Raw genomic sequence first — 14,914 nt, forward strand, 5'->3', positions numbered from 1 at the left:
CACCTCCCGGAGGAGGACCGTCGGCTGGGATACCGTCTCTGCTTGGGGAGGGGTTGCCAACCTCGGGTAGAGGGGGTGGACGCGGTGGCCGGTCCGAAGGCTCGCACGAACCGCGCCGCAGCCCTGCACCGTCGGGCGGCGGCCGTCGCGACCGCGGCTGCCGGGATCCTGGACGAGACGCGGCCGGCTCCGGCCGATCAGCGCCGCCAGTACGAGGTGGCCGATCGGTTACGGACGGCTGCGGCCCTGCTGGCGCCGGGCTGGTCGGGCGCGGCACTGGATTCGCTCACCGTGGACTCGCCGGCAGGTGATGGTCCGCCGCCGTTCGTCCGGGTCGGTACTGCGGCGCCGTTGGACGACGCTCGTTTCCCCGCGTTGGTGCCGCTGGTCGGCGTCGGTCACCTCAGCGTGGACGCTGACGCGCGGGAGCCACGGGTGGCGGGGTTGCTCCGGGCCGTACTTCTGCGGTTGTTGGGTGCGGCACCGGCGGGTGCCCTGCTGATTCGCGCGGTGGACGCCACCGGGGCGGTGCTGACGCCGTTCGGGGCACTGGCGGATGCTGGCCTGTTGCCGCCACCGGCGGTGGACGTGGCGGGTCTGCGCGCGGTGCTGACCGAGGCGGAGCAGTGGGTGACGCCGGGGGCGAGTGGGCGACGCCGTCACGACCGGACGTTGTTGCTCGTGGTGGCCGCGCTTCCGGAGTCGACCGGCCCGAGCGATCTGGCGCGCATTGAGACGTTGGCCGAGCAGGGGCCAACCGCAGGGCTGCACCTGGTGGTGGCGGGTTGGCCGCCGGCGGGCCCGTACTCGGCCCGGGCACCGCTGCCGCACACCACTTCGCTGGCGTTGCGGAATGCGTACGCGTTGCTCGGCGATCCGCCGGGGGCGTCGTTCGCCGGGCCGGGCGCCGATCCGCCGGGCGGTTTGAACTCGCCGGTCTTCGTCGAGTCGGACCCGCCGGCCGAGCTGGTCGACGCTGTCTGTCGGCGGCTCGCCGAGCAGGTGGAGGCGGGTTCCCGGTTGGCGTTGGGTGCTCTGCTGCCGCCGACGGGCGAGCGACTGTGGGAGTCGGATTCGGCCGACGGGCTGACCACTACCGTCGGCGATGCCGGGGGCCGGTCGGTGCCGCTGGGCTTCACCGAGTTGACCCCGCACTGGCTGGTGAGTGGCCGGTCCGCAGCGGGCCGGGCGGCGTTCCTGACCACCGCGCTGCTCGGCCTGGCCGCCCGTTACGGGCCGGACGACCTGGCCTTCTACCTGGTGGATCTCGGCGACGGCGAGTCCTTCGTGGAGTTCTTGCAGACCGAGCGGGACCGATCGTGGGTTCCGCAGGTGCGCGCGGCAGCGATGGCCGCCGACCGGGAGTACGTCCGGGATCTGCTGGACGAGTTGGCGGCCGAGGTCCAGCGCCGCACGGAGGCGGGCGCTCGGGCCGGGGGGCAACGGTTTGCGGAGCTGCGTCAGCACCAGCCGCTGCCCCGGATCGTCTGTGTGGTGGACAATGTGCCGCTGCTCTTCGCCGAACGGGACCGGCTGGCCGCCGAGGTGGCCGCCCAGTTGGACGGGCTGGCCCGGGCGGGTCGGGCGTACGGCGTGCACCTGGTCCTGGCGGGCGCGGGCGAGTTGGGGCTGAGTGCGCGCGCGGATGCTGGTCATCGGGATTCGATGCTCGGGCAGTTTCCGGTACGGGTGGCGCTTCCGGGTGGCAGCCCGGTGTTGGAGCCGACGAACGATTCGGCAGCCGGTCTGCCGGTGGGCAGCGCGGTGGTGAACACGGCCGGTGGGCTGGGCGGCCCACGGGGTGCGATCCGGGGTCATGAACGGTTGATCCGTCACCCGGATCCGCTGGATCATCCGGAGGTTGTGGAGGCGCTGCGGCACGAGTTGTGGGCGGCCCGTCCGGCCGGGTCGGTGCCGCCGGTGGTCTTCGCGGGTTACGCCCGGCCGCTGCTGGGAAACGATCCGCGCCACCGGGCGGCCCTGGCGGGGCAGGCTCACGGACCGGCGGCTCTGCTGGGCCGGGCGGTGGACGTGGCCCGTTCGACTGTCGCCGTGCCGCTGGGGCCGGCGGCCGGGCGCAACCTCGCGGTGCTGGGCTCGGGTACCGCGGCGGGCGGGTTGTTGGCGACGGCGGCGCGGAGCACGTCGGCTCACCACGCGCCGGGTGGTGCCCGCTTCCTGGTGGCGGCACCGGACCCGGGCGCGCGGGCCCTGGCGGAGGCGTTGACGGCGGATCTGGCGGCTCGGCATCCGGCCGAGTTGGTGGATCTGCCGACACTGCTCGCGGACACCGCCGACGACCTGCCGACGTACCTGGTGGTCTTCGGGTTGGACCGGCCGGGTCCGCGGGAGCTGCCGGTGGAGCGGCTGCGGTCGCTTCTGCGGGACGGACCGCCGGCGGGGCGGCATCTACTGGGCTGGTGGCGTGCGGTGCCGCCGTTCGCCGCGTTGTTCGAGCCGGCGGGCGAGGTCGACAAGTTGGCGGCGGTGGCCGTGCTGGACGTGCCGGTCGCGCAGCTCACAGCGGTCTTCGGTAGGCCGGTCGAGTGGCAGCTGCGCCCCGACCGGGCGGTGCTCTGGGACGGGCCGGACGAGCGGGGCACCGTCCTGGTGCCGTTCGCCGACGAGGCCGGCTGATCGGGTGGCGCGCGTGGAGGGTGTCAAGGTGGATCCGATCGTGACGGTGACCGGGCCGGGGCGGCAGCGGGCAGCTGCGGCGACCGGGGATGCCACGCCGCGGGTGGTCGAGCCCAGCACGGCCTGGACGGAGTATCTTGCGGCCGCCCGCCAACTGGACGGGGTACGCCGGGGCGCGGCTGCCGCAGCCGGTGAGCAGGCCCGGTCGGCGGAAGCCGCCCGGGAGGAGTTGACGGTGGTCCGTACCGGGCTGGCGAGTCAGCAGGAACGACTGCGCGAGTTGGGCGTACCGGCGATCTCCCTGGTGCCGTCGCCGCCGGAGCTGACCGAGGCGTCCCGGTCGATGGCGGGCGGACCGGCGGCCGTGTTGGCGGCGCTGCGGACCGCGCGGGGTTGGGCCGAGGCGGCGGACGCGGCGCTGGCCGCGCGCCGCCGGTTCCGGCCGGGGTCCTGGCCCGCGCGGGCGCGCAACCTCCTCGTGTACGGGCCGTTCGCGCTGCTGGTGCCGCTGATTCAGGTCGTGGTTCTGGCGGCGACGGGGGTCGGACCGGCCAGCGTGGCGGCGTTGATCTGTGGGCTGCCGATGCCGGCGGTCGCGTTCGTGGCCGGTTGGATCGGCATTGGCCGGTTGTTCCGGGTCAGCCCCGCCGAGCGGCTGGACCGTACTGTGCGTTTCGGCGCGTTGGTGTGCCTGGTGCCGGCGGTGCTGGCCACGGCGGGCCTGCTGCTGGCGCTGCTCGCTGGCTGACAGGCCGGGCCGGAAAGCCGCCCGGCCGGAACAACGTGGGGTGGGTGGGGAAACGCAACGGCCGGCCGTCCCGGATGGGTGTCGGCCGGCCGTGGTGTGTCGGGGTGTCAGCGGGGGATGATCAGCGCCATCGCCTCGGCCCGCGACTTGGAGTCGGACTGCAGGATGCCGCGTACGGCCGACGTGATGGTCTTGGCACCGGATTTCTGGATGCCGCGCATCGCCATGCACATGTGTTCGCATTCGAGCACGACGACGACGCCGCGTGGTGCGAGTTTGCTCATCAGCAGGTCGGCGACCTGCGACGTGAGCCGTTCCTGCACCTGCGGACGACGGGCGAAGACCTCGACGAGTCGGGCCAACTTGGACAGGCCGGTGATCCGCCCGTCGGGGCCGGGGATGTAGCCGATGTGCGCGCTGCCCCTGAAGGGCAGCAGGTGGTGCTCACAGAGGCTCATCACGTCGATGTCCCGGACGATGACCAGCTCTTCGTGGTTGGCCTCGAAGGTGGTGCTGAGCACCTGGGCCGGGTCGACCCGCAGGCCGGCGAAGAGTTCGGCGTACGCACGGGCGACCCGGGCCGGGGTCTGCTGGAGTCCGTCGCGGTCCGGGTCCTCGCCGACCGCGATCAGGATCTCCCGGACGGCCTTCTCGATCCGGCCGAGGTCGACAGCGTCCTCGACGGGGCGTCCGGTCAGTTTGCCGCTGATCAGCCGCGCGGCCACGTAGTCCAGCTCGTCGTCGCCGTCGGGTTCGGTCGCGGAGACGGCCAGCTCCCGGTGTGGGGAGCTGGCCGTCGGGTCCTTGCTCAGTGCGTGCCGTCCGAGTTGTTGGACGGCGCCACGCCGCCAACCGACGCCTGCGCGCCGTCGGCCTGGGCCTGCGCCTTGAGCTTGTCCTTCTCCGCAGGGGTGAGCACGGGCGGCTCGGTGGAGGGCTGACGCTTGCCGAAGCCGTTGTACGGCGCCAGCGGCGGGCGCTTGACCACTCGGGAGCAGATCCGCGCCATGTCGGCAGTGGAGAGGGTTTCCTTCTCCATCAGCTCCAGCACGATGTTGTCGAGGACGTCCCGGTATTCCACCAGGATCTCCCAGGCCTCGTCGTGCGCCAGCTCGACCAGTGCCCGCATCTCGCCGTCGATCTCGGCGGCCACCGAGTCCGAGTAGTCCCGCTCGTGGCCCATGTTGCGGCCGAGGAACGGCTCGTCCCCGCTGGTGCCGTACTTGATCGCGCCGAGCTTGGAGCTCATGCCGTACTGGGTGATCATCGCGCGGGCCAGTTGGGTGGCCTTCTCGATGTCGTTGCCGGCACCGGTGGTCGGCTCGTGGAAGACCAGTTCCTCAGCGGCGCGACCGCCCAGCGCGTACGCCAGGGTGTCGATCATTTCGGCGCGGGTCTGGGTGTACTTGTCTTCGGTGGGGAGCACCAGGGTGTGGCCCAGCGAGCGACCACGGGACAGGATCGTCACCTTGTGCACCGGCGCGGCGTGCGGCAGCGCCCAGGCGACCAGAGCGTGACCACCCTCGTGGTACGCGGTGATCTTCTTTTCGTTGTCGCTCATCACCCGGGTGCGTCGCTGCGGACCGGCGACCACCCGGTCGATCGACTCTTCCAGCGAGTCGTTGGAGATCGCCCGCTGCTCCTTGCGAGCGGTGAGCAGGGCCGACTCGTTGATCACGTTGGCCAGGTCGGCGCCGCTGAAGCCCGGCGTACGACGAGCAACCGCGTCGAGGTCGACGTCCGGCGTGAACGGCTTGCCCTTGGCGTGCACCCGCAGGATGGCCTTGCGACCCTCCATGTCGGGGGCGTCCACCGGGATCTGCCGGTCGAACCGGCCCGGACGCAGCAGCGCCGGGTCGAGGATGTCCGGCCGGTTGGTGGCCGCGATCAGGATGACCCCGCCCTTGGTGTCGAAGCCGTCCATCTCGACGAGCAGCTGGTTGAGCGTCTGCTCCCGCTCGTCGTGGCCGCCGCCCATGCCGGCGCCACGGTGCCGGCCGACGGCGTCGATCTCGTCGACGAAGACGATCGCCGGGGCGTTCGTCTTGGCCTGCTCGAACAGGTCACGGACCCGGCTGGCGCCGACGCCGACGAACATCTCCACGAAGTCGGAGCCGGAGATGGAGTAGAAGGGCACCCCGGCCTCGCCGGCGACCGCGCGGGCCAGCAGCGTCTTGCCGGTGCCGGGCGGGCCGAACAGCAGCACGCCCTTCGGGATCTTGGCGCCCAGGGCCTGGTACTTGGCCGGGTTCTGCAGGAAGTCCTTGATCTCGTACAGCTCTTCGACGGCCTCCTCGGCACCCGCGACGTCCGCGAAGGTCGTCTTCGGAGTGTCCTTGGTGATCATCTTGGCCTTGGACTTGCCGAAGTTGAGCACCCGGGAGCCGCCGCCCTGCATCTGCGACATGAAGAACAGCAGCAGGAGCACGAGCAGCGCGATCGGCAGCAGGTTGACCAGCAGGCTCACCCAGATGCTGTCCGAGGAGACCTTGGCGTCGGCCGGGCCGGTGACCCGGTTGTTCGCCTTGGCGTCCAGCACCTCGTTCCAGATCTGGTCGCCAGCCTGGTACGGGAACTGGGCCTCGATCTTGTTGGTCTCGGTCTTGCCGAACTTGGTCTTCTGGGCCAGGTCCAGCTGGAGCGTCTGCTCCTTGTCCTGGAAGACCACCTTGTTGATCTTGGCGGTGTGCAGTTGATCGAGCGCAACGGAAGTGTCCACGCGGTGGTAGCTGGGACCACTGGTGAACAGCTGACTGAGCACAACGGCGCCGAGGATGACCAGGATGATCCAGACCACCGGTCGGCGGAAGAAACGCGTACGTTCCATACTGTTGTCGAGCGCCGGAGCGCCCGCATCCTCCTGATCGACGTCCTGACCGTCTGATGGTGTCGCCGCGTTGAGCGGCGGCCGGAGCCGCCGTGCGGGCCGGCCTCGACCCCGAGGCGCGAAAACTACCGCGCCGCGGTCATTCGACGGTACACCGTGTACGCGAGGAGTGAGCTTGCGAGCCCCGCAGTCGTGCACCATCAAAAGACCATGTACGCCAACAGCGAACCTGCGAGCCTCCGCACTCTGCGCGCCTTCGACATCGACGACACGCCCCGTGGGCAGGCCCACCAGCCCCGCAGCCAACGTACGGCGAGTCCGGGTGGAAGCCGGCGTGGCGGGGAGTCCGGCTCGGCCACCCGAGCGCCCGGTCACGCGATCGAGAGGGTCGAGCGCGGAGGAACCTCCGGGCCACCGTGCTACACGGTAACCGCATCAGCTGAGAGCGCGCTGAACGTCGGCTTGATGGATGCCGATACAAGTACAGCTCATGTCGACCGGCGGGCCGTCGCGACGGGTCGGGCCCGGCGTCAGGAGCGGGCGTAGACCTCGGGCTTGAGCACCCCGACGTACGGCAGCTCCCGGTAGCGCTCGGCGAAGTCGAGGCCGTACCCGACCACGAACTCGGTGGGGATGTCGAAGCCTACGTACTTCACCGGAACCGGCACCTTCACCGCGTCCGGCTTGCGGAACAGGGCGACCACCTCGACGCTCGCCGCCGAGCGCGACTCGAGGTAGCGCAGCAGCCAGGAGAGCGTGAGCCCGGAGTCGACGATGTCCTCGACGACGACCACGTGCCGACCGGCGATGTCCCGGTCCAGATCCTTGAGGATGCGGACCACCCCGGAGGAGGTGGTGCCCTGGCCGTAGGACGAGATGGCCATGAAGTCGAGCTCCGCCGGCGGGCCGTTGCGGCCCAGCGCCCGGGCGAAGTCCGCCATGAACATCACCGCGCCCTTGAGTACGCACACCAGCAGCAGCCCGTCGCCCACGTGGGCGTAGTCGGCGGAGACCTGCTTGGCCAGCTCCGCCGTCTTCTCGCGGATCTGCGCCTCGGAGATGATCACGTGGTCGATGTCGGCGTCGTACCAGGAGCCGTCAGCCATGACTCCTAGCCTGCCGTACGTCGGATGGCCTCCGTCGGCGGGGCCGCACCTTTTGGCGCGGTCCCGCCGAGGATTTTCTGCGCAAACAACGCTAATCACATCAGTTGGTGCGTGACCGCCAGCGGCGGCCATCGTCGCTCGGCTTCCAGTCGGCCGAATCGTGGCTGTCGACTGTGAGGCCGGCCGCCGAGGCGGCAGCGAGGAGGACGAGGAACAGGAGGATGAACAGGAACTCCATGGCGGCGCTCGCTTTCGCATGATTGCTGTCGGTTTCGCCGCCGGTGCGCACCGGACTGAGACCAGTCTGCGACCTCACGAAGCGACCGGACAGTGGCAGGAATGCCATTGGTCATCGATTTACTGCCACCTGTCGGGTTACCCTCGTCACATGCTGCGGTCCGTTGCCGTCCTCGCCCTCGACCAGGTCGCTCCCTTCGAGCTCGGCGTGCTCGCCGAGGTGTTCGGCACCGACCGGACAGCGGACGGTTTCCCCGCCTACCGCTTCCAGGTGTGCAGCCCGGACGGCGCTCCCGTGCGTACCTCGTCCGGCTTCCACCTCACCCCGCACGCCGACCTCGGCCCGGTCGACGAGGCCGACCTGGTGGCCATCCCCGCGCACAGCCAGGGCACCACGGTCCCCGGCCCGGTGCTCGACGCGCTCCGCCGGGCCGACGCCCGCGGAGCGCACCTGTTCAGCGTCTGCTCCGGAGCCTTCCTGCTCGGCGAGGCCGGGCTGCTCGACGACCGCGAGTGCACCACCCACTGGCGGTACGTGGACGAGCTGCAACGCCGGCACCCGCGCGCCCGGGTGCTGTGCAACTCGCTCTACGTCCAGGACGGTCGGTTGCTCACCAGCGCCGGCACGGCGGCCGGCATCGACGCGTGCCTGCACCTGATCCGCCAGGAGCACGGCTCGGCCACCGCGACCCGGCTGGCCCGGCGGATGGTGGTCCCGCCGCATCGCGACGGCGGTCAGTCCCAGTACATCGAGGCGCCCATCCCGAAGGCGCCCGAGGCACCCACCCTCGAACCGGTGCTGGAGTGGCTGATGGGTCACCTGGACCGGACGATCACAGTGGAGGAGTTGGCCGCCCGCGCCGGCATGGCACCTCGCACGTTCGCCCGCCGGTTCCGCGCCGAGACCGGCACCACCCCGCACGACTGGCTCACCAACCAGCGGGTGCTGCTCGCCCGGCGGTTGCTGGAGGAAACCCCGTTGAGCGTGGAGGCGGTCGCCGACCAGTCCGGCTTCGGCGATGCGGCAGCGTTGCGTCACCACTTCAGTCGCCGGGTCGGTGCCACCCCGCACAGCTACCGGACCACCTTCCGGGACCGGGCGCACAGCGGCTGAGACCGGCCGGCCGAGCAGCACGGACACGGCCTTTGCTCTGCTTCACTCCAGGAAACACCCGACGGCCCGCGGTGTTGCGCGGGTTGAAGCAGAGCAAAGGAGGCCGGGCAGGTCAGGCGGGGCGCACGGATGCCAGCCGCCCGTCACGGCGGAGCACCCGGACACCGCCGGGCAGGTCGGCCGGGCCCTGACCGTGCCAATCGGTCACCAGGGCGTCCAGAGCGGCGACGTGCCGGTGCGACAGGGCACCGGGCAGCGCGCCCAACTCGCGAGCCCAGGAGTGCAGCACCCGGCCGCGTACGGCGGGTACCAGGCCGAGCAGCGCCGGTACTGACAGCCCTCCGTCGGGGCACCGGGCCGCCGCCAGCGCCGTCCCCGCCAACTCGTCGAGCGCGGCGTTGTCGGCGGCCACCAACCGGGCGGTACGCGCCAGGTTGTCCACCACGCCCGGCCCGAGCGCCCGCACCAGCGCCGGCAGCAGGTCGCTTCGCACCCTCGACCGGGCGTACGACGGGTCGCTGTTGTGCGGGTCCTGCCACGGGTTCAGGCCGAGGACGGCGCAGGCGGCGCGCGTCTGCTCCCGACCGATCTCCAGCAGCGGACGCAGCAGCGGCACACCGCCCAGGTCGCGCCGGGCGGGCATCCCGGCCAGCCCTCGTGGGCCGGCGCCCCGGGCGAGCGCGAGCAGCACCGTCTCCGCTTGGTCGTCGCGGGTGTGCCCGGTGAGCACCGCGACGGCGTTCTGCTGCCGGGCCGCCTCGGTCAGCGCCTGGTAGCGGGCCTCGCGGGCGGCCGCCTCCGGCCCGCCCGGACGCCCGGCCACTTCCACCCGGACCACCGTCGCCGACGCGAACCCGACCCCTCGCCCCCAGGTGGCCACCGCTTCGGCGCGCTCCGCGGAGCCGTCCTGCAAGCCGTGGTCGACGGTGACGAGCGTCGTGGCGCGGCCCAGCCGCGGCGCCACGAAGACGGTGGCCGCCGCGAGCGCGAGCGAGTCGGCGCCACCGGAGCAGGCGACCAGCACCGGGCCGCCGGACGGCAGACCGGTCAGGGCGCGGCGGACCGCCACCCGCATCGCGGCCACCGGCGGAGCGAGCGCGGCCACCGGCGGGTGGTCAGCCAGCGGCCGGGATGGTGCCGGCCGGGCCGTGCACCCGGGCGACCCAGGCGTCCGGGTCACCCAACTCCGACAGTCGAGGCAGGGTCAGCGGTGAGTTGAAGATCGAGTTGAACCCGTCCATGCCGACGCGTTCCACCACCCCGTGCACGAACTTGCGCCCCTCGGCGTACTGGCGCATCTTGACGTCCACGCCGAGCAGCCGGCGGATCGCCTTCTCCAGCGGGTTGCCCGCCTCCCGGCGTCGGTTGAACGACGCCCGGATCCGCTCCACGCTCGGGATCACCTGCGGGCCGACGCCGTCCATCACGAACTCGGCGTGCCCCTCCAGCAGGGTCATCAACGCGGTGAGCCGGTCCAGTACGGCCCGCTGCGCCGGGGTCTGCACGATGTCCAGCACGCTGGTGCGGCTCTCCGGATCACGGACCGCGTCGGACAACGTGGCCACCCCGCGCCGCAACCGCTCGACCAGGTGCTCACTTCCGCTGGACGAGGCGTCGACGAACGCCTGCACCTCGCTGAGGAAATAGGCACGCATCCACGGCACGGCCGTGAACTGGGTGCGGTGGGTGACCTCGTGCAGACACACCCAGAGCCGGAAGTCCCGAGGGTCGGCGCCGAGCTTGCGCTCCACCTCGACGATGTTCGGTGCGACCAGCAGCAACTGGCCCGGGTCAGCCGAGAAGACCTCGTACTGGCCGAGCACCCGGCCGGAGAGGTAGGCCAGCACCGTCCCGGCCTGCACCCCGGTGAGCCGGGACCCGATCGCCTCGGTCAACGCGCCCGGTTGCTTGTCGCCGGAGAGCCGACTCACCAGCGGAGTGATCACCTCGCGGAGACCGGCGATGTTGGTAGCGGCCCAGTCGCGGCGATCGACCACCCGGACCGGCGGATGCGACACCTGCGCCCGCAACCCCGTGTAGTCGGCCACGTGCCCGGCCGCCTCGTCGGTCAGCCGGCGCAGGTCGCCGACCACGTCGGTGGCTTCCGCGTACGACACGCGGGGGCCAGACTTGCTCAACGCCCCCGCGGTGGCGGCGGCCAGATCCCAGTCCACGAACTGCGCCATGAACCCACCGTACCCGCGCCGCGACACCCCGGCCCGGGCTCGCGCCCTCGATCGACGCCGATGGCGACAGCGTCACTCCCGAACCGGCGACGGTCAGCCGCAGCCGCAACCGGCCAGCGCTGCGGCGATCCGGTCCAGGGCCGGCTGGGCGGTGTCCCGGTCCCCCGGCACCTTGTCGGTGAGTACCGCGAAGGTCAACAGCCGACCATCGGCGGTGGTGACCAGGCCCGCGACGGAGTGCACCCCGGTCAGGGTGCCGGTCTTGGCCCGGACGCTGCCCGCGCCCGCGGCGGTGCCCGCAGCGGTGCGGTAGCGCTCGTTCAGGGTGCCGGACCAACCGCCCACCGGCAGACCACCGAAGACGCCGGCCAGCTCCGGGTGGTCCGGACTGGCGGCCAAGCGGATCAGATCGGTCAGCAGCGACGGGCTGATCCGGTTGAGCCGGGACAGGCCGCTGCCGTCGGAGACGCTGATCTCGTCGGCCGGCAGGCCCAGCTCCGCCACCTCGGCGTCCATGGCGGCGGCGCCACCGTCGAACGAGGCGGGCTGACCGCGGGCCAACGCGACCTGCCGGGCGAGCGCCTCGGCCACCAGGTTGTCGCTCTCGCTGATCATGACGTCGACCAGACGAATCATCGGCGGGGACTGCACCACGCCCAGTTCGGTACCGGGTACCGGGCTGGCACCGGCCGCCGCCTGAGGCGGGGCCGCGCCCCGCTTCACCGAGTCGGTCGGCACCCCGAGCAACCGGGCGAACGCCTTGCCTGCGGCGAGGTCCGGCTCGGCGAACCGCGGGGCGGACCCGTGCTCGACGCCCGGGTCGGTACGCGCGCCGTCGGTCATCAACGCGGTCACCGCGCCGCCCGAACCGCCGGTGGGGATGTCGTCGTCCCAGCCAGGGCCGTAGACCGGGCCGGAGTAGACCGAACCGTCGACGGTGACGCTGGTCGGGGCCGTGCCGCCGAGCGCGGTACGCACCTGGGCGGCCAGGTCGTCGAGGCGCGCCGCGCCCGGGTAGTAACCCTTCTTGTTGATCGCGAGGGTCGGGTCGCCGCCCCCGACGATCACCACCTCGCCGGCCTTCGCGCCGGCCACGGCACGGGTGGGAATCCGGTAGCCGGGCCCGCGGGCCGCCAGCACTGTCACGGCTGTCGCCAGCTTCGTCACCGAGGCGGGCACTGTGCCGTCGTCCGCCCCCTTGGCGAACAGCGTCTGACCGGTGATCACGTCGGCGACTGAGACGTTCACCCGGTCGCCCAAGGCGGCGACGCCGACCAGTGGATCGAGCACGGCACGAACCCCGTCCGGGGTGGGCAGCGGGGCGTTGGAATCCGGGCCGCCCAGCACGTCCGACGGGGCAGGTTCCGGAGTCACGCCGACCGCGTTCGGCCCGGACCCGGCGTCGTCGCCCAACCATCCGGCGACCGGGCCGGGACGGGTGATCACGACTCCGACGCCGGCGAGCACCAGCAGGAGCACGGCGGCCAGCACCACCGGCAGCCGCCTCCGGCGGCGCGGCGCGGCGGGTGCGGGCGCGGCGTCGGCGGGTGCCGGCAACGCGGAGATCGGCGGGCCCACCGGGGGGACCCCGCCCGGTGTGGGGGCGGTCGGCCCGGGACCGAACGACGGGCTGACCGGCGCAGGGCTGACCGGGACCGTGGCACTGCCGCGTGGCGGGCCGCTCACCGGTTGCTCACCGCCGGCCACCGGGAAGTGACCCGCGTTCGGAGCGGGCGACGCCGGGCCGACCGGTGGGCGCCAGGGCAGCGGCGGGGGCCGCTCGGGCACCGTCTCCGGTGCCGGGGTCGGTGCTTCGGGAGCCCGTGGAAGGTGCGCCTCCGGCACCGGGACCCGCCCCTTGGCACTGCCGGAGCCGGATCGTCCGGTACCGTGCGCGGAGCCCCCGTCCGGGCGGTAGTGTGAATCTTCCCTCCCCACGACCCCCTCCTCCCCCAGCGAAAATCGGCTTGGGTGACACTACTTCGGTCCGAAGACTATGCGGCGGCCGGAGTCGGCGGGTGGGCATTCACCTGTCCGGAGGGGCCGCCAGTGGTTCCGTTAGCCAGCGTGGGCAGACGAGGGAGCGTGCAGATGGATTTCGACGTGACGGTTGAGATCCCCAAAGGTCACCGGAACAAGTACGAGGTGGACCACAAGACCGGCCGGATCCGGTTGGACCGCACCCTCTTCACCTCCACCCAGTACCCGGCCGACTACGGGTTCATCGAGGGCACTCTGGGCGAGGACGGCGACCCGCTGGACGCCCTCGTGCTGGTCCCCGAGCCGACCTTCCCGGGCTGTCTGATCCGCTGCCGCACCATCGGCATGTTCCGGATGACCGACGAGAAGGGCGGGGACGACAAGGTCCTCTGCGTGCCCTACGAGGACCCCCGCCAGGAGCACCTGCGCGACATCCACCACCTGGGCGAGTTCGACCGCCTGGAGATCCAGCACTTCTTCGAGGTCTACAAGGACCTGGAGCCCGGCAAGTCGGTGGAGGGCGCGACCTGGGTCGGCCGCACCGAGGCCGAGGCCGAGATCCACGCCTCCTACAAGCGGGCCCGCGACGCCGAGGCGCGCGGCGAATCCGCCCACTGACGACTGCTGACGCACCGGGCCCGAGGGTCGCTCATCCGAGCAACCCTCGGGCCCGTTCGTAGAGGTCGAGCACCGCGCAGGCGATCGGCACCACGGCGACCACCAGGGCCGTGTCGGTGAGGTCCGCAACCCTCCCGAGGTACGGCGAGACCGGCCGGCGGGCGTACCCGGTGCCGCTGGCGACCGCCACCAGGGCCAGCGCCGCCCCGCCCAGAACCAGCACCAACCGCCCGGTCTCGTCGGCCCGGCCGACCAGCACGGCACCCAGCGCCGCGTAGCCGGCCAGCCCGGCGAGCACCGTCGGCACCCGGTGTCGCAGCGCCACGAACAGCCGCGACCGCAGCAGCAGCACGGCCGAGGTGACCGCCACCAGCACCCGACCGGCGGTGCCACCGACGATCACGAGTACGCCCGCTGTGGCCACCACCAGCAGCGCGTGGCCGATCAGCATCCCGGTGAGCGTCTCCTCGGTGCGGATCACCGCAGCGTGCACCCGGCCCTGGTCCGGCAGGTCCCGCACCCGCGCCGGCTCCTCCGCGGAGGTGGCGGCCGGCAGGGTGATCGGCGGCAGGGGCAGCTTGCCCAGTCGGATGGCCAGCAGCGGGATCACGCCGACGGCGAAGACCAGTGCGCTGAGCAGAACCGCCGCCGTACCGGCCGTGGTCATCAGCAGTCCACCGAGCGCGGCCGCCGCGCCGATCAGGCCGACAGTGACACCGGCCACGAAGACCCGCAGTCGACTGGCCACCCCGAGGAGACCGATCAACGCCGCCAGCAGCAGCGCTACCGAGCCGGCCAGCAGTTCGGGAGCGCCGACCCAGCGGGCCGGGCCGATCGGCCCGACCGGGTCGCCGGAGCCGACGGCCAGGGCACCGGCCGTGAACGCGTAGGGCAGCGCGTAGCCGCCGAGCGTCGCCCCGGCGGCGCCGTCGCCGTTGGCGCGGGAGGCGACAGTGCCGGCCACCGTGAGCACCAGTGCCACAGTGACGGCCGCCAGCCAACCGGCTCGGTGCGTCGGGCCGCCGGCGAGCAGCGCGAGCAGGCCGACCGCGAGCGGGACGGAGGCACCGGCCAGACCGGCTGCCCGGGTGGCGGTGGGCGACCAGGCGCCGCCGCGGCGGCGAGCACCGTCGGCGATCGCCTCGATGACGTCGTCGTACTCCAACTCGGGCCAGTGCGCGCGGGCCGGCACGAGGTACAGCACCTCACCGTCGCGGACTCCCTGCGGCAGCAGCGCCTGTGCGGTCACCAGCAACGCCCCGTCGGTGCGGCGGAGCACCCAACCGCCGTGCTGCTCGCCGTCGTCGGCGAGCCCGACACCGGCGTGCCGGAGCACGTCGGGCAGCAGCTCGGCCAGGGGTACCTGCTCCGGCAGGGCGACGTCCACCCGTCGTTGCGGCGCGCTGATGGTGACGCGTGCCAGCCCGGTAGTCATCGACTGGTCTCCATATCGAGGGGGAT

Annotated in this window: 12 protein-coding genes; 4 read left to right on the forward strand and 8 right to left on the reverse strand. The window is 72.3% G+C overall.

Going from position 1 to position 14,914, the window contains the following annotated elements; all coding sequences use genetic code 11:
* Positions 1–75: 75 nt before the first annotated feature.
* Positions 76–2,637, forward strand: coding sequence for an FtsK/SpoIIIE domain-containing protein (locus AB0K35_RS08200; protein WP_363884369.1), 2,562 nt, complete (start codon positions 76–78; stop codon positions 2,635–2,637).
* 103 nt (positions 2,638–2,740) lie between these two features.
* Positions 2,741–3,385 carry a hypothetical protein gene (locus AB0K35_RS08205; RefSeq protein ID WP_363884516.1) on the forward strand — a complete coding sequence of 215 codons (645 nt, stop codon included), beginning with the start codon at positions 2,741–2,743 and terminating at the stop codon, positions 3,383–3,385.
* Between the two features lie 107 nt (positions 3,386–3,492).
* Here AB0K35_RS08205 and folE read toward each other — a convergent pair whose 3' ends face one another.
* The 4 genes from folE to AB0K35_RS08225 all read right to left on the reverse strand — a co-directional run bounded on the left by folE (position 3,493) and on the right by AB0K35_RS08225 (position 7,664).
* Positions 3,493–4,158: a GTP cyclohydrolase I FolE gene (gene folE / locus AB0K35_RS08210; RefSeq protein WP_091403265.1), complete on the reverse strand. Its 666-nt coding sequence runs from the start codon at positions 4,156–4,158 to the stop codon at positions 3,493–3,495.
* Positions 4,159–4,193: 35 nt separating this feature from the next.
* On the reverse strand, positions 4,194–6,212 hold the full coding sequence (gene ftsH, locus AB0K35_RS08215; protein ID WP_238667228.1) for an ATP-dependent zinc metalloprotease FtsH: 2,019 nt from the start codon (positions 6,210–6,212) through the stop codon (positions 4,194–4,196).
* Between the two features lie 530 nt (positions 6,213–6,742).
* Positions 6,743–7,318, reverse strand: coding sequence for a hypoxanthine phosphoribosyltransferase (gene hpt / locus AB0K35_RS08220; protein ID WP_112582849.1), 576 nt, complete (start codon positions 7,316–7,318; stop codon positions 6,743–6,745).
* A 100-nt stretch (positions 7,319–7,418) separates the two neighbouring features.
* Positions 7,419–7,664 (reverse strand): hypothetical protein, encoded by a 246-nt coding sequence (locus AB0K35_RS08225; protein WP_238667229.1) that lies wholly within the window; start codon positions 7,662–7,664, stop codon positions 7,419–7,421.
* A 42-nt stretch (positions 7,665–7,706) separates the two neighbouring features.
* Here AB0K35_RS08225 and AB0K35_RS08230 point away from each other — a divergent pair, with 42 nt between their 5' ends.
* Positions 7,707–8,669, forward strand: coding sequence for a helix-turn-helix domain-containing protein (locus tag AB0K35_RS08230; protein WP_238667230.1), 963 nt, complete (start codon positions 7,707–7,709; stop codon positions 8,667–8,669).
* 112 nt (positions 8,670–8,781) lie between these two features.
* On the opposite strand, the gene tilS is transcribed toward AB0K35_RS08230, so the two are convergent.
* The 3 genes from tilS to dacB all read right to left on the reverse strand — a co-directional run bounded on the left by tilS (position 8,782) and on the right by dacB (position 12,412).
* Entirely contained in the window at positions 8,782–9,774 is a 993-nt protein-coding gene (gene tilS / locus AB0K35_RS08235) for a tRNA lysidine(34) synthetase TilS (RefSeq protein WP_238667231.1), read from the reverse strand.
* Between the two features lie 10 nt (positions 9,775–9,784).
* Entirely contained in the window at positions 9,785–10,855 is a 1,071-nt protein-coding gene (locus AB0K35_RS08240) for a zinc-dependent metalloprotease (protein WP_091403614.1), read from the reverse strand.
* Between the two features lie 93 nt (positions 10,856–10,948).
* Positions 10,949–12,412: a D-alanyl-D-alanine carboxypeptidase/D-alanyl-D-alanine-endopeptidase gene (dacB, locus tag AB0K35_RS08245; RefSeq protein ID WP_274525260.1), complete on the reverse strand. Its 1,464-nt coding sequence runs from the start codon at positions 12,410–12,412 to the stop codon at positions 10,949–10,951.
* A 534-nt stretch (positions 12,413–12,946) separates the two neighbouring features.
* Here dacB and AB0K35_RS08250 point away from each other — a divergent pair.
* On the forward strand, positions 12,947–13,453 hold the full coding sequence (locus AB0K35_RS08250) for an inorganic diphosphatase (protein ID WP_196920121.1): 507 nt from the start codon (positions 12,947–12,949) through the stop codon (positions 13,451–13,453).
* Positions 13,454–13,484: 31 nt separating this feature from the next.
* Here the strand turns inward: AB0K35_RS08250 and eccD are convergent, their stop codons facing one another.
* Positions 13,485–14,888: a type VII secretion integral membrane protein EccD gene (eccD, locus tag AB0K35_RS08255; protein ID WP_363884373.1), complete on the reverse strand. Its 1,404-nt coding sequence runs from the start codon at positions 14,886–14,888 to the stop codon at positions 13,485–13,487.
* Positions 14,889–14,914: the final 26 nt, after the last annotated feature.

Source organism: Micromonospora sp. NPDC053740, assembly GCF_040677775.1.
Lineage (GTDB): Bacteria > Actinomycetota > Actinomycetes > Mycobacteriales > Micromonosporaceae > Micromonospora > Micromonospora alfalfae.